At 42.9% G+C, this 23,869-nt stretch carries 22 protein-coding genes; 16 read left to right on the forward strand and 6 right to left on the reverse strand.

Annotated elements, in window-relative coordinates:
* The 5 genes from FPL27_RS00345 to FPL27_RS00365 all read left to right on the forward strand — a co-directional run bounded on the left by FPL27_RS00345 (position 1) and on the right by FPL27_RS00365 (position 4,483).
* Positions 1-843 carry a phytoene/squalene synthase family protein gene (locus tag FPL27_RS00345; RefSeq protein WP_143959187.1) on the forward strand — a complete coding sequence of 281 codons (843 nt, stop codon included), beginning with the start codon at positions 1-3 and terminating at the stop codon, positions 841-843.
* A complete protein-coding gene (locus FPL27_RS00350; RefSeq protein ID WP_143959188.1) occupies positions 843-1,568 on the forward strand; it encodes a lycopene cyclase domain-containing protein in 726 nt (241 codons plus the stop codon). The genes FPL27_RS00345 and FPL27_RS00350 overlap by 1 nt, the downstream gene beginning before the upstream one ends.
* Positions 1,555-2,400, forward strand: a complete 846-nt coding sequence (locus FPL27_RS00355) for a 4-hydroxy-3-methylbut-2-enyl diphosphate reductase (RefSeq protein WP_143959189.1) — start codon at positions 1,555-1,557, stop codon at positions 2,398-2,400. Before FPL27_RS00350 ends, FPL27_RS00355 begins: the two co-directional genes overlap by 14 nt.
* 2 nt (positions 2,401-2,402) lie before the next feature.
* The gene (locus FPL27_RS00360; RefSeq protein ID WP_143959190.1) at positions 2,403-3,104 is read left to right on the forward strand and encodes a fatty acid desaturase; all 702 of its coding nucleotides are present in this window, start codon (positions 2,403-2,405) and stop codon (positions 3,102-3,104) included.
* Between the two features lie 299 nt (positions 3,105-3,403).
* The gene (locus tag FPL27_RS00365; protein WP_235893347.1) at positions 3,404-4,483 is read left to right on the forward strand and encodes an ATP-binding protein; all 1,080 of its coding nucleotides are present in this window, start codon (positions 3,404-3,406) and stop codon (positions 4,481-4,483) included.
* A gap of 111 nt (positions 4,484-4,594) precedes the next feature.
* On the opposite strand, the gene FPL27_RS00370 is transcribed toward FPL27_RS00365, so the two are convergent.
* The 3 genes from FPL27_RS00370 to FPL27_RS00380 form a co-directional block, all read right to left on the reverse strand.
* Positions 4,595-6,166 carry an Rne/Rng family ribonuclease gene (locus FPL27_RS00370; protein WP_143959192.1) on the reverse strand — a complete coding sequence of 524 codons (1,572 nt, stop codon included), beginning with the start codon at positions 6,164-6,166 and terminating at the stop codon, positions 4,595-4,597.
* A gap of 180 nt (positions 6,167-6,346) precedes the next feature.
* A complete protein-coding gene (locus FPL27_RS00375; RefSeq protein WP_143959193.1) occupies positions 6,347-7,165 on the reverse strand; it encodes a tetratricopeptide repeat protein in 819 nt (272 codons plus the stop codon).
* A gap of 65 nt (positions 7,166-7,230) precedes the next feature.
* The gene (locus FPL27_RS00380; protein WP_143959194.1) at positions 7,231-7,539 is read right to left on the reverse strand and encodes an HU family DNA-binding protein; all 309 of its coding nucleotides are present in this window, start codon (positions 7,537-7,539) and stop codon (positions 7,231-7,233) included.
* Between the two features lie 125 nt (positions 7,540-7,664).
* Here FPL27_RS00380 and mutY point away from each other — a divergent pair, with 125 nt between their 5' ends.
* The 5 genes from mutY to FPL27_RS00405 all read left to right on the forward strand — a co-directional run bounded on the left by mutY (position 7,665) and on the right by FPL27_RS00405 (position 16,892).
* Complete coding sequence (gene mutY / locus FPL27_RS00385; protein ID WP_235893348.1) at positions 7,665-8,780, forward strand: A/G-specific adenine glycosylase; 1,116 nt, start codon at positions 7,665-7,667, stop codon at positions 8,778-8,780.
* 47 nt (positions 8,781-8,827) lie between these two features.
* Entirely contained in the window at positions 8,828-9,289 is a 462-nt protein-coding gene (locus tag FPL27_RS00390; protein ID WP_143959196.1) for a single-stranded DNA-binding protein, read from the forward strand.
* 54 nt (positions 9,290-9,343) lie between these two features.
* Positions 9,344-10,702: a gliding motility-associated protein GldE gene (gldE, locus tag FPL27_RS00395; RefSeq protein ID WP_143959197.1), complete on the forward strand. Its 1,359-nt coding sequence runs from the start codon at positions 9,344-9,346 to the stop codon at positions 10,700-10,702.
* Positions 10,703-10,909: 207 nt separating this feature from the next.
* Complete coding sequence (gene gltB, locus FPL27_RS00400) at positions 10,910-15,394, forward strand: glutamate synthase large subunit (RefSeq protein WP_143959198.1); 4,485 nt, start codon at positions 10,910-10,912, stop codon at positions 15,392-15,394.
* A gap of 1 nt (position 15,395) precedes the next feature.
* Positions 15,396-16,892, forward strand: a complete 1,497-nt coding sequence (locus tag FPL27_RS00405; RefSeq protein WP_143959199.1) for a glutamate synthase subunit beta — start codon at positions 15,396-15,398, stop codon at positions 16,890-16,892.
* 77 nt (positions 16,893-16,969) lie between these two features.
* Here FPL27_RS00405 and FPL27_RS00410 read toward each other — a convergent pair whose 3' ends face one another.
* On the reverse strand, positions 16,970-17,425 hold the full coding sequence (locus FPL27_RS00410) for a DUF4890 domain-containing protein (RefSeq protein ID WP_143959200.1): 456 nt from the start codon (positions 17,423-17,425) through the stop codon (positions 16,970-16,972).
* Between the two features lie 133 nt (positions 17,426-17,558).
* Between FPL27_RS00410 and FPL27_RS00415 the strand changes: the two genes are divergently transcribed.
* A complete protein-coding gene (locus FPL27_RS00415; protein ID WP_143959201.1) occupies positions 17,559-18,005 on the forward strand; it encodes a gamma-glutamylcyclotransferase family protein in 447 nt (148 codons plus the stop codon).
* Here the strand turns inward: FPL27_RS00415 and FPL27_RS00420 are convergent.
* Complete coding sequence (locus tag FPL27_RS00420) at positions 18,002-19,336, reverse strand: NAD(P)/FAD-dependent oxidoreductase (protein WP_143959202.1); 1,335 nt, start codon at positions 19,334-19,336, stop codon at positions 18,002-18,004. The two genes, FPL27_RS00415 and FPL27_RS00420, sit on opposite strands and share 4 nt — an antisense overlap.
* 189 nt (positions 19,337-19,525) lie before the next feature.
* Here FPL27_RS00420 and FPL27_RS00425 point away from each other — a divergent pair, with 189 nt between their 5' ends.
* The 4 genes from FPL27_RS00425 (at position 19,526) to FPL27_RS00440 (ending at position 21,562) form a co-directional block, all read left to right on the forward strand.
* Positions 19,526-20,233, forward strand: a complete 708-nt coding sequence (locus FPL27_RS00425) for a YebC/PmpR family DNA-binding transcriptional regulator (protein WP_143959203.1) — start codon at positions 19,526-19,528, stop codon at positions 20,231-20,233.
* A gap of 107 nt (positions 20,234-20,340) precedes the next feature.
* Positions 20,341-20,910, forward strand: a complete 570-nt coding sequence (yjjX, locus tag FPL27_RS00430) for an inosine/xanthosine triphosphatase (RefSeq protein ID WP_143959204.1) — start codon at positions 20,341-20,343, stop codon at positions 20,908-20,910.
* A gap of 99 nt (positions 20,911-21,009) precedes the next feature.
* Positions 21,010-21,324 carry a thioredoxin family protein gene (locus FPL27_RS00435; protein WP_143959205.1) on the forward strand — a complete coding sequence of 105 codons (315 nt, stop codon included), beginning with the start codon at positions 21,010-21,012 and terminating at the stop codon, positions 21,322-21,324.
* Positions 21,305-21,562, forward strand: coding sequence for a DUF6952 family protein (locus FPL27_RS00440; protein ID WP_143959206.1), 258 nt, complete (start codon positions 21,305-21,307; stop codon positions 21,560-21,562). The genes FPL27_RS00435 and FPL27_RS00440 overlap by 20 nt, the downstream gene beginning before the upstream one ends.
* 69 nt (positions 21,563-21,631) lie before the next feature.
* Here FPL27_RS00440 and FPL27_RS00445 read toward each other — a convergent pair whose 3' ends face one another.
* A complete protein-coding gene (locus FPL27_RS00445; RefSeq protein WP_143959207.1) occupies positions 21,632-22,609 on the reverse strand; it encodes an NTPase in 978 nt (325 codons plus the stop codon).
* A 159-nt stretch (positions 22,610-22,768) separates the two neighbouring features.
* Here FPL27_RS00445 and FPL27_RS00450 point away from each other — a divergent pair, with 159 nt between their 5' ends.
* Positions 22,769-23,680, forward strand: coding sequence for a M20/M25/M40 family metallo-hydrolase (locus FPL27_RS00450; RefSeq protein ID WP_143959208.1), 912 nt, complete (start codon positions 22,769-22,771; stop codon positions 23,678-23,680).
* Positions 23,681-23,869: the final 189 nt, after the last annotated feature.

Raw genomic sequence — 23,869 nt, forward strand, 5'->3', positions numbered from 1 at the left:
ATGGATGCGATTAAACTCTTTGATACTACTTCTTTAGAATGCAGCAAATTGATTACCCAGAGGTACAGTACATCTTTTTCTTTAGGGATAAAATCACTTGACAAAACTTACCATGAGCCCATTTATGGTATTTATGGTTTTGTTCGATTTGCTGATGAGATTGTAGATACTTTTCACGATAAAGACAGAAGAAAATTACTGGAGGCTTTCAAAGCGGAAACCTATAAAGCCATAGATGAACAAATAAGTTTTAATCCAGTATTGCACGCCTTTCAAATCGTGGTACACAAGTATAATATAGGTTTGGATCTTATTGAGGCCTTTTTGAAGAGTATGGCTATGGACCTTGAAGATTTGGTGTATGATAAGGCTACCTACGAAGAATATATTTACGGATCCGCAGAAGTGGTAGGGCTAATGTGCCTGAAAGTGTTTTGCAAAGACAACCCCAAGCAATATGAAGAGCTAAAAGCACAGGCATGTAAACTTGGAGCAGCCTTTCAAAAGGTAAACTTCCTGCGAGACATGAAAAGTGATTACGAAGAAAGGGGCAGAGTTTATTTCCCTGGACTTGACTACAGTAAATTTAACGAAATGGCCAAAAGCCAGATAGAAGAGGATATTGAAAAGGATTTCCAAGAGGCTTTGATAGGCATCAAAAAGCTCCCTGAAGGAGCGAGAACTGGAGTTTACCTGGCATATAAATATTACCGTTCCCTTTTCAACAAGATTAGGGACTGCAGTCCAGAGACGATTTCCTCTACACGGGTAAGAATTCCTAATTCCCGAAAATTATCATTATTGGTCGGTACATATTTCGGTACCAAATTAGGACTTGAATAATGGAAAAATACCTATATCTAATCATCAATCTGCTGACAATTTCTGTTCCGCTGATCCGCTCCTTCGAGCCGAGGATCAATTATGCCAAGAAGTGGAAAGCATTATTTCCAGCGATGGGGCTCACAGCAGCCGTCTTCATTATATGGGACCACTTCTTTACCGAAATAGGCGTTTGGGGATTTAACTCTACCTATTTACTGGACGTGTTCATATTTTCCCTCCCCCTAGAGGAATGGATGTTCTTCTTCACTGTTCCATTTGCTTGCATCTTTATCTATGAGGTACTCAATTATTTTGTACCAAAAGACTATTTTAAAAATTTCAGTCAGCCATTAACCCTTACTCTGATAGCTGTATTCATCTTGGTTGGTTTTTGGAACCTGGATAAATGGTACACTGGATTGAATTTCCTGTTTGCTGCAGCTGTGTTGACAGCCCATCTTGGTGTCTTTGGAACCAAGCATTTAGGAAGATTTTACCTGGCCTATTTGGTTCATCTGGTTCCATTCCTAATTGTCAATGGAATATTGACAGGCTCTTGGATTGAAGAACCTATAGTGTGGTATAACAATGCCGAAAATCTGGGTATTAGATTGGGAACCATCCCTCTGGAAGACACCGTTTATTCTATGAGTCTCTTGTTAATGAACATATCAATTTATGAGATGCTTCTTAAAAAAGTTAATCACCCTGTAATTAATGAAAATTTGTATGTTAAATCTTAAAGTAGATATAGACAAGCATTCAGGATTTTGCTTCGGGGTGGTTTACGCCATCGAAATGGCAGAAGCAATCTTAGAGGAAGAGGATTACCTTTTCTGTCTTGGAGACATTGTACACAACGATGAGGAGGTGAACAGGCTCGAAAAAAAGGGACTTAAAATCATTACCCATGAGAAGTTGAAAGACTTACAAAATGAAAAGGTGTTGATTAGGGCACATGGGGAGCCCCCATCCACCTATAAACTTGCCTTGAACAACAACTTGACTTTGATTGACGCCAGCTGTCCGGTAGTTCTCAAGTTACAAAACCGGGTAAAAAACTCATTTGACAAAGCCGAAAAGATTTACATTTACGGAAAACCGGGCCATGCAGAAATCGAAGGGCTTTTAGGTCAAACTTCCAATGAGGCGGTAGTTTTCCAGGATGTGGATGAACTCGATATTTCGACTCTACCAAAAAGCATTACCCTGTATAGCCAGACCACCAAGAGCACGGACAAGTTTTACGAAATCCAAAAAATGCTTCAGGAGAGTGGCATTCAAGTCAACTTCAATGACACCATCTGCCGGCAGGTATCAAATAGAGATAAGGAACTTCGAGAGTATTCCAAAAAATTTGATCAAATCGTCTTTGTAAGCGGTACCAAATCCTCAAACGGGAAGGTACTGTATCAGGTATGCAAAAACACCAATCCAAACACCCACTTTATATCGAATATTAATCAGTTGGATTCCAATTGGTTTGCGGAGAATCAATCTGTAGGCATCTGTGGAGCAACCTCTACTCCTATGTGGCTGATGGAGAATGTAAGGGAAAAACTTCTTACCTTTTAGTCATGAAAACCCATGAGCGCAAAAAAGTAGATCCCACCGGCACCCTTATCGCACTATCCATAATAGGGTTGTGGGCACTTTCTCTTGCGTTCTTGCTGAATATTGAAATAAACTATACGAACCCATTAGTGTATTTGGCAATATTAGTTCAAATGCATCTTTATACTGGCTTATTCATCACCGCCCATGATGCAATGCATGGCGTAGTGAGCAGTAAAAAAAAGCTTAACCACGGTATCGGATTCATTTCAGCCCTTCTTTTCAGCTTCAACTTTTATTACAGATTATACCCCAAGCATCATGATCATCACAAGCATGTAGCCACAGATCATGATCCGGATTTTCACTCCTCAGGAAATTTCTGGCGCTGGTATCTTTCATTTATCACCACCTATGTGAATGTCTGGCAGATATTGCTAATGGCCATCAGCTTCAATATACTCAAGTTATTTTTCCCGGTAGAAAACCTGGTTCTATTCTGGATGCTCCCCGCTATTCTATCAACCTTCCAGCTGTTTTACTTTGGCACCTATGTTCCCCATAAGGGTGAGCACGACAATAAGCATAGATCTGGAACGATGGAAGGCAATCATGTTTGGGGATTTCTGAGCTGCTATTTTTTTGGCTACCATTACGAGCACCACGACAGTCCAGGCACACCTTGGTGGAGGCTTTGGAGGCTGAAGGGTTTAAAACAACAATAGAGAACTATATCAATTCAAGGTTTCCATCCATGGAGTCTAAAATTTTCAAATTTCCGCCCCACTAGATTCCTTTCCTTACTATTTTATTCAGGTTGAAATGGGTGTATTGACTAACTGGAACAGTGGAATCTCCTGGAAGGACAGGGTTTTAAAGATTTACATTTTTGCAATATATGCCAAATCTTTAGAATACGTTCTAAATATAAGGCGTATTTTTTAGAGTGCAATTGAAATTTTAGGCCTAATAATTGGATTACATTATAAATATTAGGCCTATCAACGCTTGCTTCAAAAACAAGGTGATAATTTTAATAGGAGCAAGGCAAGTAGGAAAAACTACGCTGCTCAGGGAGGTGGTGAAGCAATTAGGTATGCCATACACATGGTTAAATGCAGATGAGGCGGATGTTTTAGAAGCATTTTCTACTGCAGATACCAGTTCGCAACTGATACAACTTATAGGCCCCAAAAACCAATTGGTCATAATAGATGAGGCCCAGCAGATTCCCGAAATAGGTAAAAAGCTCAAGCTGATTTTTGACACCAAACCAGAGGTCCAAATCATTGCTACCGGATCTTCTGCTTTTGAGCTTCAGAATAATACAGCTGAGCCTTTAACGGGAAGAAAGAGAACCTTTCATTTGTTCCCCATTAGTTATCAGGAAACGGTGGATGATACATCTTTATTGGAAGCAAAAAGGCTCCTTGATACTCGTCTAGTATATGGGCTTTACCCAGAAGTGGTCAATAATCCTGGAAATGAAAAGGAAATACTGGTAGAGATAGCACAGAGTTATCTTTACAAGGATGTATTGCAAATGGAAAGCATAAGAAAGCCCAGCCTTCTCGAAAAACTGTTGCGGGCATTGGCTTTTCAGGTAGGAAGCGAGGTCAGTCATTATGAATTGTCCCAAACCATTGGAAACATTGATACGGCCACGGTGGAAAAGTACCTTGATCTGCTTGAGAAGGCCTTTGTCATCTACAAACTACCTGCATTCAACCGTAACTTGAGAAATGAAATCAAGAAAGGCAAAAAATATTATTTTTACGATAACGGTATCAGGAATGTCCTAATCAGCAATTTCTCCATTCCCGAGATGCGGCAGGACAAGGGTGCGCTATGGGAGAATTTTTTGATTTCGGAAAGGTTAAAAAACAATGCATATAACGGAAGGCATGTAAACACCTACTTTTGGCGAACTCATGACAGAGCCGAAATTGACTACATTGAAGAGTCAGATGGTGTCTTACATGCGTTTGAATTCAAATGGAAGGAAAAAAAAGCAAGATTTCCGGCTTCTTTTCTTCAAGCCTATCCAGAGCATACCACTGCCTTAATAAACCGAGCGGGGTTTGAGGATTTTATTGGGACATGAAATTTCAAACGATGGATGCAGAAAAAATGCCCACGATAAGAGCTAGGTTTTTATAAACCTCGCGCCTTAGCGCCTTAGTGGCCCACCCCTCATTAACAAAAAAAGCGAGACCTATTCGATCTCGCTTTTTACTTGAAGTTCTATTGCATCTCCTGCTTCATCCAGGAATTTGTACTCCGTCACTGGTAGTGAGGAATCTCTGATCAATTTCACCCATTTGAAATATTTAAAAAACCACTTGACCCTCTTAGACGCGATACCATTTGTAAAGTAAGCGTACAAATAGGGGTGCAAGCCTATTTTGATATCTGGATGGTTTTGGTTTGAAATCATGTAATCAAGATCTTTCTCCAGTTTGTCCGCCACCAATATGGAGGCTTGGATCTTACCGGTGCCATTACAGGATGGACATGTTTCCTTAGTCACAATGTTCATTTCAGGTCTCACCCGTTGTCTAGTAATCTGTAAAAGACCAAACTTAGTAAGGGGTAGGACGGTGTTTTTTGACCTGTCAGACTTCATTTCTTCCTTCATGGCTTCATAGATTGCCTTTTTATGGTCGGCCTTTTTCATATCTATAAAGTCAATGACGATGATCCCTCCCATATCTCGGAGGCGAAGTTGTCTGGCAATTTCTTTGGCAGCTACCAGGTTGGTTTTAAATGCTGTAGTTTCCTGGTCGCTTTCTTGATTGGACTTGTTACCACTATTCACGTCAATGACGTGCAGGGCTTCTGTATGTTCTATGATAACATAGCCCCCTTGGGGTAAACTTACAGATTGTCCGAAAAGACTTTTGATTTGCTTTTCAATTCCAAAACTTTCAAAGAGCTTAGCTTTTCCGTTGTAAAGCTTAACAATTTTTTCCTTTTCAGGGGCGATAGATCTGATATAAGACCTTATCTGATCATAAATTACCTCATCCTCCACCGTGATTGCGTCGAATGATTCGTTGAGCAGGTCCCTTATGATAGAGGATGCCATACTCATTTCTCCTATTACCTTGTCTCTGGGCTTGGCTTTGGCCAGTTTGGCCATGCCTTCCTCCCAACTGGTGAGCAGGTTTCTCAGATCCTTGTCCAGTTCGGTTACCGACTGGCCTTCTGCCACCGTGCGGATAATTACTCCGAAGTTGGCAGGTTTGATGGACGTGATCAATCTGGCAAGTCTTCTTCTCTCTTCAGCACTTCGGATCTTTTTGGAAACGTTGACTGAATTGGAAAAAGGCACCAATACGAGATAGCGACCGGCTAAGGAGAGCTCACAGGATAGTCGTGGACCTTTCGTTGAGATCGGTTCCTTCACAACCTGAACTAAAATTTGATTGTTTTTAGAAAGGACTTGGGAAATTTTTCCCAGCTTTTCTATTTCAGGTTCTGGATCAAACCCTTTTAAATTATAGCTAGTGTAGTTATTATTCCGCACCATTTTGATGTACTTGCTCAGGCTCTTGACCTGAGGGCCAAGATCCTGGTAATGCAAGAAGGCATCTTTTTCGTATCCTACGTCAATAAAAGCTGCATTCAGCCCACTGACAATTTTACGCACAGTGCCCAGATAAATATCACCAACCTTAAACTTGGAGTCGTCTTCCTCTGTGTGAAGCTCCACCAAGCTCTTGTTCTTTAAAAGGGCTATTCGACTACCGTTTTGAGCAGAATCGATTAATAATTCCGTACTCAAATCGTGTCTCCTTTCTTATGTTAATGAACGTTTGGTTTAAAAACTCAAAAAGAAGAAGTAGTTACTACTTCTTCTTGTGTCTGTTTTTTCTAAGTCTTTTCTTACGCTTGTGCGTAGCGATCTTATGTCTCTTTCTTTTTTTACCGCAAGGCATAGTCTTGTTGATTTTAAGTGTAACAATTATATTCTATCCAAGTAGTTTTCCACACTATTAAGGATCATAGGATCCTGGGTCATGTTTTTCACTAACTCAAATTGTTTTTTCGCTCTGTTTTTCTGCTTTGATTCAAAGTAGCTTACCCCTAGGTAAAACTGCCCCTGAATATGCTCAGGATGATAACTGACCAAATCCTCAAATCGTTCAGCTGCTCTTTTGTATTGGCCGGACTGCATAGACAGCACACCCATGTTGAAAAGAGCCGACTCGTTTTGGGGATCCTGTTCCAAAATATCCCTAAGCATGCCTATCGCCTGCATGGGATTTTCCGATGTCACATAAGTCATCGCAACTTTGGTTTTCAGATCCAACCTTTCTGGATGCTGCTCAAGGACCTTATTAAGGTATTCCTGAGTTTTTCCAGCTAGGGAGTTGATCTTTTCCTGGTTCATGGCAAAACCGTATGCCTCATAATAGGCGTTTCCGGCTTTTTCCCACCTTGCCGATGCAGGAACATTGTCGGCAGCTTGCGCATAATAATATGCCGCACTGTCGTATTTTCCCGAATTTGCATAAAGTGAGCCAATAGAATCTGCAAAGATAGCAAAATTTTCTTTATTTTCCTCAGCATCCATTTTTGCCCTTAATTCCGCCACCTGATCGTAGTCGACAGCTTTGGCATTTGGGTCATGCATATCCTCGGCAACAGGCGCTTCGGCGGCTGCGGTGTTCTCCACAGGCTGGCCTTCATCGGCGCTGTCCACTACCACTCTGGGCAAGGTGTACAGACCGGCCACTAATGCAACTCCAGCTGTTAATACGATGATTTGCGATTTTTTCATGAATGTGGGGAGAATAAAGAAAATGTGGCCATGGGTGAGATGGCCACAAAATCACTTTCGGCGTCCTATTCCTGAGGAGCCAATTCTTTTACTTGTTTGCTGTTCTTGATTTTGTCAATAAACACCTTGGATGGCTTAAAAGCCGGCACATAATGCTCGTCGATTACAATAGCCGTGTTCTTGGAGATGTTACGTGCGATTTTCTTAGCTCTTTTCTTATTGATAAAGCTTCCAAAACCTCTGACATAAATGTTCTCTCCTTCTGACATGGAGTCTTTTACTACTTTGAAAAATGCCTCAATCGTTTGAGTCACATCGTCCTTCTGGATTCCGGTCTTATCCGAAATCTTTGTGATTACCTCTGCTTTAGTCACCTTCTGTTTAATTTAAATTAAGTATTATCTAATAAGCTAATAACCTATTAACCAACTCATTTTGGGAATGCAAATTTATACCAATGATTACAATATAAAAACAAATTGAGGAAAATTAGCGTCATTTGTTTAACGTAAAGTCATTCTCTAAATTTTCAAAAGTTTTGAATTTCAAGCATTTCACTAGGGAGCTTCTGCAATGGTACCCCCTAAACAAGCGGGATCTACCTTGGAGGAACACCCAAAATCCATACATCATTTGGCTTTCAGAAATAATACTTCAGCAAACCCGTGTGGCTCAGGGTCTCCCTTATTTTGAGAATTTTCTCCAAAAATATCCCGCCGTACAAGATTTAGCCGCTGCTCCATTAGATGATGTGCTCCGGCTTTGGCAGGGATTGGGCTACTATAGCCGCGCGAGAAACCTGCACCATTGCGCCAAGCAAGTCAGCGAAGAATTCGGCAGAACTTTTCCAACATCATATAAGGAGTTACTTAAACTGAAAGGAGTCGGCAGTTATACTGCTGCAGCAATTGCTTCCTTTGCCTATAAAGAAAAAGTGGCTGTGGTGGATGGTAATGTCTTTCGCGTCCTTGCCCGATATTTTGGTATAAGTGAGGATATTTCTTCTCCGAAGGGGAAAAAAGAATTCGAAAAACTGGCCAATGAGCTCATCCCAGCAGACCAGCCAGATGAATTTAACCAAGCCATCATGGAGTTTGGAGCGCTGCAATGTACTCCGAAAAGTCCCGATTGTGAAAGCTGTCCTCTTCAAGAAAGCTGTGTGGCCTATCAAAACAACCTCATTGGTGAGCTACCTGTCAAGAAAGGAAAAGTGAAGGTGAGGACCAGAAATTTCGTGTATTTCGCTATTTCCTGTGGCGACAACCTCATGATGAAAAAAAGAGGCGGACAAGATATCTGGGAAGGTCTCCATGATTTTCCCCTTGAGGAAATCGAGGAGCTGGATAAATTTGAACTTACTAACTCAAAATATTACCCTGCCCTAGAGGAAATAAGTGCTTCGGTTCATTATGAGCCCCAAATCAAATACCGGCATATTCTTTCCCATCAAAGAATTTTTTCAACCTTTGTAGAGGTAAAAGTCCACAGTAAATTCCTTTCTCAATTGAAGAATTTGGGACAAAAACATGGTTGGAAGCTTCTTACCGCTAATCAGGTGGAAGAATTAGGCAAGCCCAAACTGATCGTAAACTATTTGAACGATCAGAATATTTGATTAAATTGAAGAAAAACTTTTTGTTCATCATATAAACACTAAAACTAATGGCAGGAGTAAACAAAGTCATCTTGGTAGGTAACTTGGGTGCAGACCCTGAAGTAAAGCACTTAGAAGGTGACAAAGTGGTAGCCAACCTCAGATTGGCAACAACAGAATCCTATAAGGATAAAATGGGCAATCGCGTGGATAACACCGAATGGCACGATCTTGAGCTTTGGGACGGGCAAGCCAAAATTGCCGAGCAATACCTCAGAAAAGGCAGCCAGCTTTACGTAGAGGGCAAAATTAAAAGTGACACCTGGCAGGATGATCAGGGACAAAATCGCAAAAGAACCAAAATAAGGGTATTAAGTTTCACCATGTTAGGCAGCAGAAATGACGGCCAAGGCGGTGGAGCACCAAGCCAAAACCCGAACACCATGAATCAGCAACCCGCTCAAACGGCCTCCATGCCGAGCAGTTCCAGCAGCATGGACGACAATGACAATGATGATCTACCGTTCTAAAATGGGTTATTCATTTTTTAATCCTTAATTTTGTAAAAAGATTAGAAAAATTTAATGGACGACGACCCCTATCCGAGTATTTTATTGCTGGCTGAGGCCTTTCAGGCTTCAGCCGGTTATATTGTGGTAAACACCATTATTTTTATCCTCCTGCTGGTTTTTTCCGCTCTGATTTCTGGCTCAGAGGTGGCCTATTTCTCCTTATCCCATGATGACTTGAGCCAGCTCAACGATGAAAATGATGAGCGGTCCAACAAGGTTATCAAACTGGTAGAAACGCCCCAGAAACTTCTCAGCACCATTCTAATCCTTAACAACCTCATTAATATTGGCATCGTCATGTTGACTACCTTCATTACGTGGTCGATTATGGGTACCTCAGTTACTTCTGCAATAGTGATTTTTTTCCAGACTGTAGGAGTGACTTTCGCCATCGTTTTCTTTGGAGAGATTGTACCAAAGGTTTACGCCAACAAAGCCCGAATCCCTTTTGCCAAAGTGATGGCCTCCACGATTGGCTTTTTCTCCACATTGCTTAATCCGCTTTCGGTTACGCTGATGGCCTTGAGTAATGTGATAGAAAATAGAATTGAGAAAAAAGGCTACACATTATCGGTTGATGAATTACACAAGGCCCTCGAAATCACCAGTCATGACACAACTTCTGAAGAGAAAGATTTCCTCAAAGGTATTGTCAATTTCAGTACCCTGTCGGTAAGACAGGTCATGCAGTCCCGAATGGATATCACCGCCGTGGATGTGGAAATGAACTTCCATGAACTTATGGATAAGATCAACAAAAGCGGATATTCTAGGATTCCCGTTTATGAAGATACAATTGATAGCATTCAGGGCATACTTTATATAAAGGATCTGCTCAATTATATTGATAAAGATGAGCACTTCAAGTGGCAAGACCTTATCCGAAAGGGGATGTTTATACCGGAAAACAAAAAAGTGGACACCCTGCTCAAAGACTTTCAGAGAAAAAGAGTCCACATGGCAATCGTTGTAGATGAATACGGGGGGACATCTGGACTTGTGACCTTGGAAGACCTAATTGAGGAAATCATTGGTGAGATAAACGATGAATTTGACGATACAGATGACATCTTTTTCAAACAGCTCGATGACCGTACTTTCATCTTTGAGGGAAAGATATCATTGCATGACTTCTGCAAAAAGCTTGATCTCGATCCACAAGTTTTTGATGAGGTGAAAGGGGACAGCGAATCCCTTGGAGGACTTCTGCTGGAAATCAACTCCAAACTCCCTAAAGGTGGAGCCAAAATTAAATATGACCGCTTCTTGTTTACCATCATGGCAGTGGATACCCGAAAAATCAAGAAAGTCAAAGTGCATATTTTACCCCAAAAAGAGGAAATCGATAATTACAATTCCAACGAAGATTGATAAACAGCCGGTGATAAAAGTCACCGGTTATTTTTTGACATTACTTTATAGAAAGTAACCCAAATTAATTTTCAAATATTCAAAGAAAACATTCTTTTCATTACTATTCGCCACCTAACCATCCATTATATCATCATAGATTTCAGATTATAGAATATTTTTTGTAATTTTTATAATTCGATTCAAACCTATTTAGCTATTTTGATAATGAACCAAGGAATGTATGTGCCATCCATGGAGCACGATGCCTGTGGTATTGGCGCCGTGGCAAGTATCCAGAATAAGAAAAGCCATGAAACCATCAGCGATGCCTTGCTCATGCTGTCCAACATGGAGCATCGGGGAGGCAGAGGTAGTGACCCCAAGACCGGTGATGGGGCGGGAATTTTGATCCAGATCCCGGATGACTTTTTAAGGACCGTATTACCAATCAGCCAAATCAGCCTGCCCGAGGCTGGTTATTATGGCTTGGGCATGGTTTTTTTCCCAAGTAACCCCCAGATACATAAAAAGTCCAAAAGACTGCTCAATAAGATTATCGAAGAGTTGGGTTTTGAGCTTTTGGGCTATAGGGAGGTACCAGTAGACATCACCGTCCCCGGTTCGGGCGCTTTAGAGGTAATGCCTACAATCGAACAGGTTTTTGTTCAACATAAGGATAAGCTCCACGGTATTGAATTGGAAAGAAAACTCTATGTGCTGAGAAATTATGCCAGCCACCAAATCAATAAACTTGTTCCAGGAGTCAATAAAGGATTTTATTTCTCCAGTTTCAGTTGCCGGACTGTTATCTACAAAGGCCAGTTGAGGACCGACCAAGTGCTTCCCTTTTACAAAGACCTGCAGAACAAAAAAATCAGCTCGGCCTTAGCCATCGTTCATTCCAGGTTTTCGACCAATACTTTTCCCAATTGGCGCCTGGCCCAACCCTTCCGCTGCATTTCCCACAATGGAGAAATCAACACCATCCGGGGTAACCTCAATAAAATGAGGTCCAAAGAATACCTGATGAAGTCTGCCAATTTCACCGAGAAGGAAATAAATATGCTGATGCCGGTTACCAGCAATGCCTATTCGGATTCCGCCAATCTTGACGCCATGGTAGAGTTGCTTACCCTAAGTGGTCGACAGCTTCCCCATGTGATGATGATGCTGGTACCAGAAGCTTGGCAGGACAACAAGACGATGGATAAAAACCGAAAGGATTTTTACAAATTCCACGCTTCACTGATGGAGCCTTGGGATGGTCCGGCGGCATTGATTTTTTCCGATGGCAAGTCCATGGGTGCTACTTTGGACAGAAACGGACTCCGCCCCCTTCGCTATTTTGTCACCACTGACGAGCGGATAATCTTTTCATCAGAGGCTGGTGCACTTCCAATCCGGCCGGCTACCATCAAAGAAACAGGCCGGGTAAGTCCTGGAAGGATGATCTGGGTGGATTTAGAAGAAAATAAAGTCAGATTTGATCAGGAAATAAAACAACGGGTGAGTTCCCAGCAGCCTTATGGCAAATGGATAAGTAAGGAAAGGGTCAAATTGAGGTTGCGACCTAACCCGGAGAGGTTAACGTATCCATACAGCTTGAAAAACTTGAAGACCCGTCAAAAGCTGTTTGGCTATACAGAAGAGGATATCAAGATTCTTCTTACTCCCATGGCCCAAAACGGACAAGAACCTTTGGGTTCAATGGGTGCCGACACCCCCTTGGCGGTGCTTTCCACCCAGAGTCAGCATATCAGCAATTATTTCAAGCAGCTATTTGCCCAGGTAAGCAATCCCCCTATCGATCCTATTAGAGAGCGATTGGTTATGTCGCTTTTCACCCGATTGGGAGAAAGCTACAACATACTCGAGGAAAGCGCTGAACACACCAAGCAAATCCATATCAGCCAGCCGGTACTACTTAATGAGGACCTTGAAAAGATCAAAAACCTGGATGGTTACAAAGCAGCAACCTTACCCATAATATTTCCAGCAGACCATCAGCCGGACCGTTTATTAAAAGCACTGGATGAAATCTGCAAGATGGCTGAAAAAGCGATTTTAGAGGATGGCTGCAATATCCTGATCCTATCAGACCGGGATGCAAATCCGACTCAGGCACCAATTCCCTCACTGATTGCTACCGGTGCGGTGCATCATTACCTCGTCGGCAAAAAAATCAGAACCAAGGCAGGCATCTTGGTGGAGGCAGCGGATATTTTGGAAACCCATCACTTTGCTACCGTGATAGGATATGGAGCAAGTGCGATCAACCCCTATTTGGCTTTGGAATCCATACTTGAATTGAAAAACTCCGGGATGATTGATAATGGACTATCTCAGGAAAAGCTATTCGATAATTATCAATATGCCATTGGAAAGGGATTATTGAAAATCCTTTCCAAAATGGGCATCAGTACTTTGCAATCCTATCAAGGAGCCCAGATTTTCGAGGCTTTGGGGCTCGGGCCTGAAGTAATTGAAAAATGCTTTAAGGGAACCCTCAGCCGTATCAGTGGTATTTCTTTTGACCAATTGGCGCAGGAGGTGCTGATTAAGCATTCTGCAGCTTACCTTACCGATATGCCTTTGTTAGAAGCAGGCGGAGTTTACCAATGGAAAAGAAAGGGTGAAAAACATCTTTTCAACCCTGAAACCATCCATTTGCTCCAAAAATCAACCCGCAACAATGATTACCAACTTTATAAGAAGTTTGCGGAAAAAATAAACGACCAAAGCAAGGCGGCTCTTACGCTCAGGGGACTATTTGAGTTTAAGAAATGCCCCTCCCTACCACTTGACGAGGTGGAGCCGGCTGAAAATATCTTTAAGCGATTTGCCACAGGAGCTATGTCCTTCGGGTCGATAAGTCATGAGGCTCACTCCACGCTTTCCATTGCCATGAACCGCATAGGCGGAAAAAGCAACAGCGGTGAAGGGGGAGAAGATGAAATCAGGTTTGAAAGAAATGAAAATGGTGACTGGGAGCGGTCTGCCATCAAACAGGTGGCTTCGGGAAGGTTTGGAGTCACCAGCAATTACCTCACCAATGCCGAGGAGCTTCAAATCAAAATGGCCCAAGGCGCCAAACCGGGAGAAGGCGGGCAACTACCTGGACATAAGGTGGATGAGTGGATTGGGCGAGTTCGGCATTCCACTCCGGGTGTGGGATTGATTTCACCTCCACCCCATCACGATATTTATTCGATTGAGGATTTGGCGCAGCTCATTTATGATCTGAAAAATGCCAATCGAAAAGCCAGAATCAATGTAAAGCTTGTTGCACAAGCTGGTGTGGGAACGGTCGCAGCCGGCGTTTCCAAGGCCAATGCCGATGTGATTCTCATTTCTGGAGCCGATGGAGGCACGGGCGCTTCCCCGCTGAGCTCTATCCGACATGCCGGCCTCCCTTGGGAATTAGGTTTATCGGAAGCCCATCAGACCTTGGTAAAAAACAACTTACGGAACAGAGTGGTCCTCCAAACGGACGGACAAATCAGGACTGGAAGGGATCTGGCTATTGCCACACTTTTAGGTGCAGAGGAATGGGGCATCTCTACTGTCGCACTTGTAGTGGAAGGTTGCATCATGATGAGAAAATGCCACCTGAACACCTGTCCTGTGGGCATAGCCACCCAAAACCCAGAATTAAGAAAGCTCTTCACTGGCAACGCTGACCATGTGGTCAACTATTTTAGATTCCTGGCAGAGGACCTTAGGGAAATCATGGCTGATCTGGGTTTCAGATCCGTGGAAGAAATGGTCGGCCAAAGTAATATCCTCAAGGCAGCCCCCATCCATGGACATTGGAAATGGGACACGGTGGACCTCAGTCCGATTTTCCACAAAGTAGTAGTGCCGGAACATGTGGGTATATTTAAGCAAATAGACCAAGATTTTAAACTGAAAAAGGTGCTTGACAGAAGGCTCATCGAAGCCGCCAAGCTTGCTTTGGAGCAAGGAGGTAAAGTCCAAGGTGAATTTTCCATTAACAACGTGGACCGGACCGTTGGGGCTATGCTAAGCAATGAGATTTCGAAGATTTATGGCAGCAAAGGACTTGAGGAAGATACTATTGAGTTTGACTTCAGGGGTTCCGCCGGACAAACATTCGGAGGCTTTTTGACCAAAGGGGCAACTTTCAAACTGGAGGGTGAGGCTAATGATTACTTTGGAAAAGGTCTTTCAGGAGGAAAACTGATCGTCTATCCCGACAGAAATGCAACTTTTTCACCTGAAGACAATATCATCATCGGCAATGTGGCCTTTTATGGTGCCACCTCAGGCTCAGCCTACATCAACGGAAAAGCTGGAGAGCGATTTTGCGTGAGAAACTCAGGGGTGAAGGCAGTAGTGGAAGGAATCGGTGACCATGGTTGTGAGTATATGACTGGGGGACAGGTGCTGATTTTGGGAGAAATAGGAAGGAATTTCGCAGCAGGAATGAGCGGAGGGGTAGCCTATATCTACCAAGATTTCAAAAAACTGGTCAACCCTGAAATGGTGGATTTGGATCCCTTGTATGAGGAAGACCATCAGGAAATTTATTATCAAATCCAGAAACACGCTGAACTTACAGGAAGCACCGTCGCTTCCAAACTGCTGGAAGATTGGGATATAGTAAAAAACCAATTCATAAAAGTGTTTCCAAGAGATTATAAGCGAGTGCTTCAAGAGCGAAGTGAGATCAATCAAACCGTAGCTTAAAATGGGAGAGAAAGAAGGATTTATCAAATATAAAAGAGAACTGCCGCAAACCAGGCCGGTATCAGAAAGAGTAAACGATTATCAGGAAATTTACCAACCCTTGGATGAGCAAAAGCTCAATCAGCAAGCCGCGCGATGCATGGACTGTGGGATCCCATTTTGTCACCAAGGCTGTCCGCTGGGTAATGTAATTCCCGATTTCAATGAGGCAGTTTACCAGCAGAGATGGGCGGAAGCTTTTGACATTCTGAAAAGTACAAACAATTTTCCGGAATTTACCGGCAGAATTTGCCCTGCACCCTGTGAGTCGAGTTGCGTGCTGGGGATAAATAAAGACCCGGTGACCATAGAACTGATAGAGAAAAGTATTGCTGAGAAAGCCTATGAACTCGGGTTGGCCAAGCCTAACCCTCCGGTCAATAGAACCAAAAAGCATGTGGCCGTAATTGGGTCCGGACCCGCAGGCCTAGCAGCCGCCGACCAGCTTAACAAAGCGGGGCATGAGGTGACGGTTTTCGAGAAAAACGCAAAAGTCGGAGGGCTTTTGCGTTATGGCATTCCTGATTTTAAGATGGAAAAGTGGGTCATCGACCGACGGATAAAAATTATGAGTGAGGAAGGTGTCACTTTCACCACCAATGTGGAAGTGGGTTTTAATATCAAAGCGGAGAATATTTTACAGAATTTCCAAGCGGTAGTTTTGGCCACTGGCGCAGAGGAACCAAGAGCTTTGAATATACCCGGCCATGACCTCCAAGGCGTCCACTTTGCCATGGAGTTTCTGGGCCAGCAAAACCGAGTGATAAATGGAGAGGTGAATTCGCATCACATCTCTGCAAAAGACAAACATGTTCTCGTGATTGGAGGCGGGGATACCGGCAGTGATTGCATAGGCACTTCCAGACGACACGGGGCGGCATCGGTCACCCAGCTAGAACTCTTACCGAGGCCTCCACAGCAACGTACCCAAAGCAACCCATGGCCTGAATGGCCTATGACACTACGCACCTCCAGTTCGCACGAGGAAGGCGCCGAGCGGGTGTGGTCGGTGCTGACAAAGCGGTTTTTGGAAGGTGAGATGGGAAAAGTCAATGGACTAGAAGTAGTGGAAATTGAGTGGAAAGAAAAAGATGACGGTTCTTTTGGCTTTGAAGAGGTAAAAGGCACAGAAAAAGTTATTCCTTGTGATTTGGCTTTTCTTGCTATCGGTTATTCAGGTCCGAAAAAGGACGGGTTGTTGGAGTCCTTTGGAGTGGATTTTTTGGAAAACGGCCTGCCAAATTCCCAGAATTATCAAAGCAGTCATGAAAAAGTATTTCTGGCCGGAGATATGAGAAAAGGCCAATCCCTGGTGGTCTGGGCTATTTCCGAAGGCCGGGAAGCTGCCTATCACGTGGACAGGTTTCTCCAAGGACAAAGTTCTTTGCCTCAGAAGGACCATTCTTATTATGAATTTGAAAGACCGGAGACCGGAGACGGAAGACCTGAAAATGGATGAAACCAAAAAAAGGGAGGGCTACACAGCCTTCCCTTTTAAGTTTAACATAAACCTAATTCCACCAACACTAACACTTATTATTTTCTATCAACGCCACCGCCTCTTTTGCCTCTGTGCTTTTTGAACCTTTCGGTATCATCATTGCCTCTGGCATCACGGTACTTGCGCATTTTTTCACGTTCTTCGTTTCTGATTTCCTCCCATTTTTCTCTTTGCTCAGGAGTCAAAACTTTTTCGATTTCAGCCTGCTGGGCCTTTCTCTCTTCCTGCATGGCCGCTCTTCTTTCCTCTTGTTGAGCTTTTCTAGCCTCACGAACTTCCTTTTGTTCCTCGGCTCTTTCCATGTGGATTTGGTGAACCTGCTCCTTCTGCTCTTCAGTCAGCTCAAGTTGCTCGGCCATTTTGTTGACCCTCATCTCAACCCTTTTCTCAGGGTCCATTCTTTCCTGTCCTTTACGCTCACCTCTCTTTTGGGCATCAGCAGTAAATGATACAACAGTAAATATCGCGGCAAATAACATTAGCTTTTTCATATCCTTCTTTGTTTTGGTTTATACTTCTTAGACCTAAGCCATTCCTCAAGGTTTAAGCAGGTTTACCCATTACTTTGTTAAGAAATCTTAATGAGAATTTGGGAGAGCGGGTTGAATGGGGTAAATTGTTAGGATGAAAAACATGCTATACTTCGCTTACGCAAGCAACCTAAAAAAAGAACTTTTTGAGGAAAGGCTAGGCCATTTGGCTCAATTTAAAGGAGTGGGGATCCTTTCACAATATGGGTTTAGATTCAATCACCCCATGGAGGACGGTACTGCAAGGGCAAACATCGTCGCCAGCCCCAATGAGCATGTGTATGGTGTGCTTTATGAAATCAGCGAAGATGATCTACGGCATTTCTTAAAAAGCGAACCCGGCTATGAATACAAGGAAATAGAAATCCACACCAACCAAGGTAAAGTAAAGGCAGGGACTTTTCTCAGCCCGGAAAACATGAACAACATCTTTCCTTCCGAAAGTTACCTCGCCTATATCGTAGATGGTGGAAAGGCATTTAAACTTCCCAATGACTACTTAGAGAATATTGTCAACCGAAGCGGAGCAAAAATATTTTAATCTTTGTCCTCCACCAATTCTTTACTTTCATGTTCCTTAACCATCCTTGGCCTGATTAGCAGGCGAAGAGAAACGTCGAAAGAGAAATAATTCCAAGCCCAGTTGAGCAAAATGAAGAGTTTGTTCTTCACGCCTAATATTGCCATCAAGTGCACAAATAACCAGGTCACCCAAGCAAAAAAGCCTTGAAATCGAATAAAAGGTAAATCCACCACCGCAAGCTTTTTTCCCACCGTAGCCATTGAGCCAAGGTCTTTGTAACTAAAAGGACGCAAGGGTTGGTTTTTATGTAGAGAAACAAAATTCTTAGCCAAATTAGTAGCCTGTTGAATGGCAACCTGGGCTACTTGAGGATGACCTCTTGGGTAGTCTTCCGATGTCATCACACATTGGTCACCTAAAGCATAAATGTTTTGCGTTCCAGAAAGTTGGTTAAATTCATTGACCAACAGCCTGCCATTACCGGCCACTTGCTCGGCATGGATACCCTTGACAGCATTGGGCTTCACCCCAGCGGCCCATACAAGTGTTCTACTGTTAAAATCGGAATAATCTTTCACCTTAACGGTCAAACCGTCGTAGTCTGTAACGGCAGCCTTAAAAATCACCTCCACACCAAGGTTGCGAAGGTATTTAAGGGCGTGTTCGCTGGCCTGGGGAGTCATTCCCGCAAGCAAATTTTCCCCCGCCTCTGCCAAGATCACCTGCATCTGATGGAAATCAAGTTCAGGGTAATCCTTAGGCAGGATTCTGTTTCTCAATTCCGCCATTGCCCCCGCAAGTTCAACCCCGGTAGGCCCCCCGCCTACTATCACAATGTTCATCAGGGCCCTTTTCTCATTTTCGTCATGGGTGTTGATGGCTTTTTCGTAATTGGCAATAATGCGGTTTCGGATATAAAGAGCCTCCGAAACGGATTTCATGGGAGTGCTTTTTTGCTTGATATTCTCAAGTCCAAAATAATTGGTGTCCGCCCCCATAGCCAAAACCAGGTAATCATAGTTTACAAAGCCCATTTTGGTGAAGACCCTGTTTTGCTCTGGTGATATGGATTCCACCTCAGTCATCCGGAAAGTCACATTTTTGCTATCGTGGAAAATTTTCCTCAAAGGGAAGGATATAGCGCTTGGTTCAAGTGCAGAAGTAGCTACCTGATAGAATAAGGGCTGAAACTGATGGTAATTGTTTTTGTCTAAGAGAAGCACCTGATAAGGTTTTCCTGACAATTTTTTGGCCAACTGAAGACCAGCAAATCCTCCCCCGAGGATGACAACACGTTTGAATTGGCTTTGGGGAAGATTGGGAAGCGGATAAGCGGAAGAAAAATCCATATGGTAGCGGTTAATTCCTTATTTTTACGTCAACAAGAGTTTTTCGTTCAGAATTCAATGCATAATGTTTTCTGAAAATCAGGTCTTTAAAACTTCCTCTGGATGGAATGAAAAGATTTGTTATTTTTACATTAATTTAATTATCAGAAACGCATACACAACCTAGATATACCCGAGAAATAAATCTATATGGGAAGAGCATTTGAGTTCAGGAAAGAGAGAAAATTCAAACGTTGGAACAAGATGTCCAAGGTCTTTACCCGCTTGGGTAAAGAAATTGTGATGGCCGTGAAAGTGGGCGGACCGGACCCGGACAACAATGCCAAGCTGCGAACCGTAATCCAAAACGCCAAGGGTGCATCCATGCCTAAGGACAGGATTGAAGCAGCCATTGCTCGTGCCAGCAACAAAGACGAGAAAGATTACGAAGAAGTGGTATATGAAGGCTACGGCCCTCACGGTGTCGCAGTAATCATCGAAACCTCCACGGACAACATCAACAGAACGGTAGCCAATGTGCGCCATTTCTTTTCAAAGGCGGGAGGCTCTCTCGGCACTTCAGGGTCGGTGAGTTTCATGTTTGATCACAAAGCCGTATTTCGTTTCCCCAAAGGAGATTGGGATTTGGAGGAGTTAGAGCTTGAGCTTATAGATTTTGGGCTTTCTGATATAGATGAGAATGAGGGGGAAATCTTCATTTACACTGAATTTGAGGACTTTGGCAACATGCAGAAAGCCCTTGAAGACAAAGGCATCGAAGTCACCAATGCTGATTTTCAGAGATTCCCAATGTCTACCAAAGAGTTAACTGAAGAGCAGGAGGAAGACATCCACAAGATGATTGAGCGAATGGAGGAAGATGATGACGTGAACAACGTATATCATAACATGGCATAACTTTTAGCCTTCGGTTATAATACCGAAGGCTGTTTATTTTTATCCCGTTAGGGTACATTTCAAACTGGACTGGTGAACCATCGGAGTCCAATCCTTTTAAATATAATATGAGCTTTCCAAAGAGAGAAAATCTTCAAAAATCAAAAAGGCAATTATTGATTATCGTCGGTAGTCGAAACCCTGTAAAAATCAGTAGCACAGATGCTGCCTTTCACCAGTGTTTTAAAGACAGTTTTATCGTTCAGGGAATCAATGTTACTTCAGAGGTAGCCGACCAACCCATTGGGGATGAGGAAACTTTGCAAGGAGCTTTGAACCGGGCGAAAAATGCAAAAAATGCCTTTCCGGAAGCGGATTATTGGCTCGGAATAGAAGGCGGCGTTGAAGAGGACACCCATGGAATGAATGCCTTTGCCTGGGTGGTGGTGGTCGACAAAGAAAATAAAATAGGCAAGGCCAAAACTTCTACGTTTTATCTTCCTGAGGTAATTTCCAAACTGGTAAAGGACGGAATGGAACTCGGAAAGGCTGATGATAGTTTTTTTAATCGAGAGAATTCAAAGGAAACAGATGGGGCCGTGGGTATCTTGACCAATGGGGCTGTAAACAGAAAGCGCTATTATGAGCAGGCCATTATTTTGGCTTTAGTGCCTTTTATGAACACAAAAATCTACTGATTGAGCTGCTCTAACCCATATAGAAATAATCAATTGGACTTTTGTTTCAATAGACATTACCTTTGCAATACAAATTTAGACTTACAATCATAATAAGATATGTTACAAGAATTAGAAAACGACAACCTACAGGACATTATCACAGAAAAGAATAAAGTAGTGGTTCAATACGGTGCCAGCTGGTGCGGTAGCTGCAGAATCATGAAGCCAAAAATGAAAAGATTGGCTAAGGATTATGATGCTGTTACATTTTTGTATGTGGATGCAGAAAAACTTCCAGAATCCAGAAAATTAGCTGCGGTGACCAATCTTCCTACTTTTGCAACATTTAAAGATGGCGTTTTAGTCAACCAAACTCAGACAAACAAGGAGGAAAACTTAAAAGCACTTATAGATGAGATTGCCAATAATTAAGCATGTTTTGGGCTTCATCGATGAAAACGATGAGGACTGGGTAAATGAAACAATTGAACTTTTAGAATCTATGACAGAGATTCCTTCACTCAAAGATGAGGAAATCGAAGTCATGGGGGAACTGCTTTCCAACTTGTATGGCACCCTTGAGGTCCATAAAATGATAAAGGATGGCATGGATAAAAAAGAAGCTATGAACGCTTTTATGAAAAGAGTGACTGGCTCAATCGACAAATAAATAGTAAGCTAGAAGTTGTATTAACCACCCGATTAATAGCTTAAGGTGTACCTTCCTGGTACACCTTTCTTATTTTTCAGGGTTGAGGTTTTGTAAAAAGTTGGAAAGTGCCACTTGCCAATCAGCATCCGCATCCCACGTTGGTCCAATATAAAGTTCGTCCCTTACCAGAAAATGGATGTAATATTTCACCACCACCTTGTCCGGATTGGCGCTTCGGCCTCCTACTCCCATACTTCTCATCAAGTCACCTTCACGCCCTTCTACCCTGCGTAACACAAATTGCACCCTATCCCGTATGAGTTCCTGAGAGGTTTTGGCCTCAGTAAGAAAAGCAACCTGATGAGGATAGCGCGTTTCCAATATAGCTTGAAGCTGGTCCTTTTCACGCTCTTGAGACCTTGATCTTTCGGCCTCGCTCCTTCCCAAAAGGTCATAACGATACGAAGTAAGGTGACTGCCTTCGCCACCCGCACCGCTTAAAGGGATGCCTAAGCGAAAGATGTTTAAGTTTAATGGATTTCGACTAATGTAGTTACTTGCACCATTTTCGCTTCCTTGTAGAAATTCAGGAACTTCAAGCACCAATAAGTTTTTCGTTTTCGTCACCTCACCGATTTTTTTCAAGGATTCATTGAGCTCTTTAATATCAGACCCTCTCATGCTCCAGGAAGCCCCGGGATTTACAATGTTCTTATTTTGGGAAAATGGAGCAACATTCATTTCAAAAGCCCCATTAGGCAATCTGGTCAAAATCACGATGCCGTTTACTAACCTTTTGGAAAATAGACTAGCATATCCGGCTTGGATTTCTTCGTTCAGCACAATGTCTTCAAGTTCGAAATACCCTACAGGATCCCCTCCAGCCTCCACCAAGCCCTTATGAACTGAATGGGCAATTTCCTCAAAACTTAAAACCGGACGGGCCGATGGTGCGTTAGAAATCAAAACCACGGATTTGCCATCTAGAAAAAAATCAGGCACACCCGATTGCGCATGCAGGTTGGAGATACAAAAAAAGAATAAAACGAGGAATTTTGACTTCATAATACGTTATAATTGCCCCATATTAGACTAGGGAAATTTTTGCCCTTACTGTGAGAACTTAAAAACGGGTCTTCTTATTGTGAAGAACCAATTTACAGATCTCTTTTTATGCAAATATCCAAAAGGAAAACTATTATCAACACAATTTAAATATTTGAAGTGAAATACCTACTAAAATCTGCATACCTCCTATTGTCATTAGGGGTTTTAGTCCACTTTGGAGCCACCGCCCAAAATATAGACAAGGAAAAGCTAATCGCCGATATTCAATATCTCTCCTCCGATGAACTGGAGGGAAGAAAGCCACTTACGGACGGTAACCTAAAAGCCCAAAAATTCATCAAGGAAAGGTTTGATAGACTTAACCTGACCAGCCAATACAGTGATTTTACCCAATACTTCTCCTTCATGAACCCCCGGGACAGCGTGCAGTATGAACGCGCGGCAAATATAGTGGGCTTTATCCCGGGCAGTGAATCCGAGTACCTGATAGTCATTACCGCCCATTACGATCATCTGGGTGTAATCAATGGCCAGATTTTCAACGGGGCAGATGACAATGCCAGCGGTACGGCTGCTCTTTTGGCCATGGCGGAGTATTTTTCCGTCAACCGGCCAAAGCACTCAATCATGTTTGCAGCTGTGGACGCAGAGGAAATGGGCCATCAGGGGGCCAAAGCATTAGTGGCTGATTTCCCTTTTCCTTTAAAACAAGTGAAGTTGAACATCAACATGGATATGATTTCCCGTAATGAAAACAACGAACTTTATGCCTCCGGCACCTTCCACAACCCTCATCTGAAACCTGTGTTAGAAGCAGTCGAGCCCTTTGGTGGAGTAATCCTCAAATTTGGACATGACGATCCTGAAATGGGCAAGGATGATTGGACTTTCAGTTCTGACCATGCACAATTTCACAGAAAAGATATCCCACATATCTATTTTGGGGTGGAAGACCATCCCGATTATCACAAGCCCACAGACACCTTCGAAAACATCGACCCAGACTTCTACTACCAAGCCGCTGAAACGGTTTTAAGAGCAGTGAAGGCCTTTGACGAAAGTTTGTAAACTCAAGAAAACTTCTTCGCGGAAAGAAAAGGGACACGAAGTTTCTCAGAGTTTTAAAAAAAAGAGTTTCACGGAGTTTTGATCAACGACGTCACGTTCTTATTTTCCATCTCTCCCTCCATTTTGTTGTAAAGACGTTGAAATTGTCGACGCCTACCTCGGCCAACAGGCTCTGTGAAACTCCATTAA

Source organism: Litoribacter populi (assembly GCF_007483685.1).
Taxonomy (GTDB): Bacteria; Bacteroidota; Bacteroidia; order Cytophagales; family Cyclobacteriaceae; genus Litoribacter; species Litoribacter populi.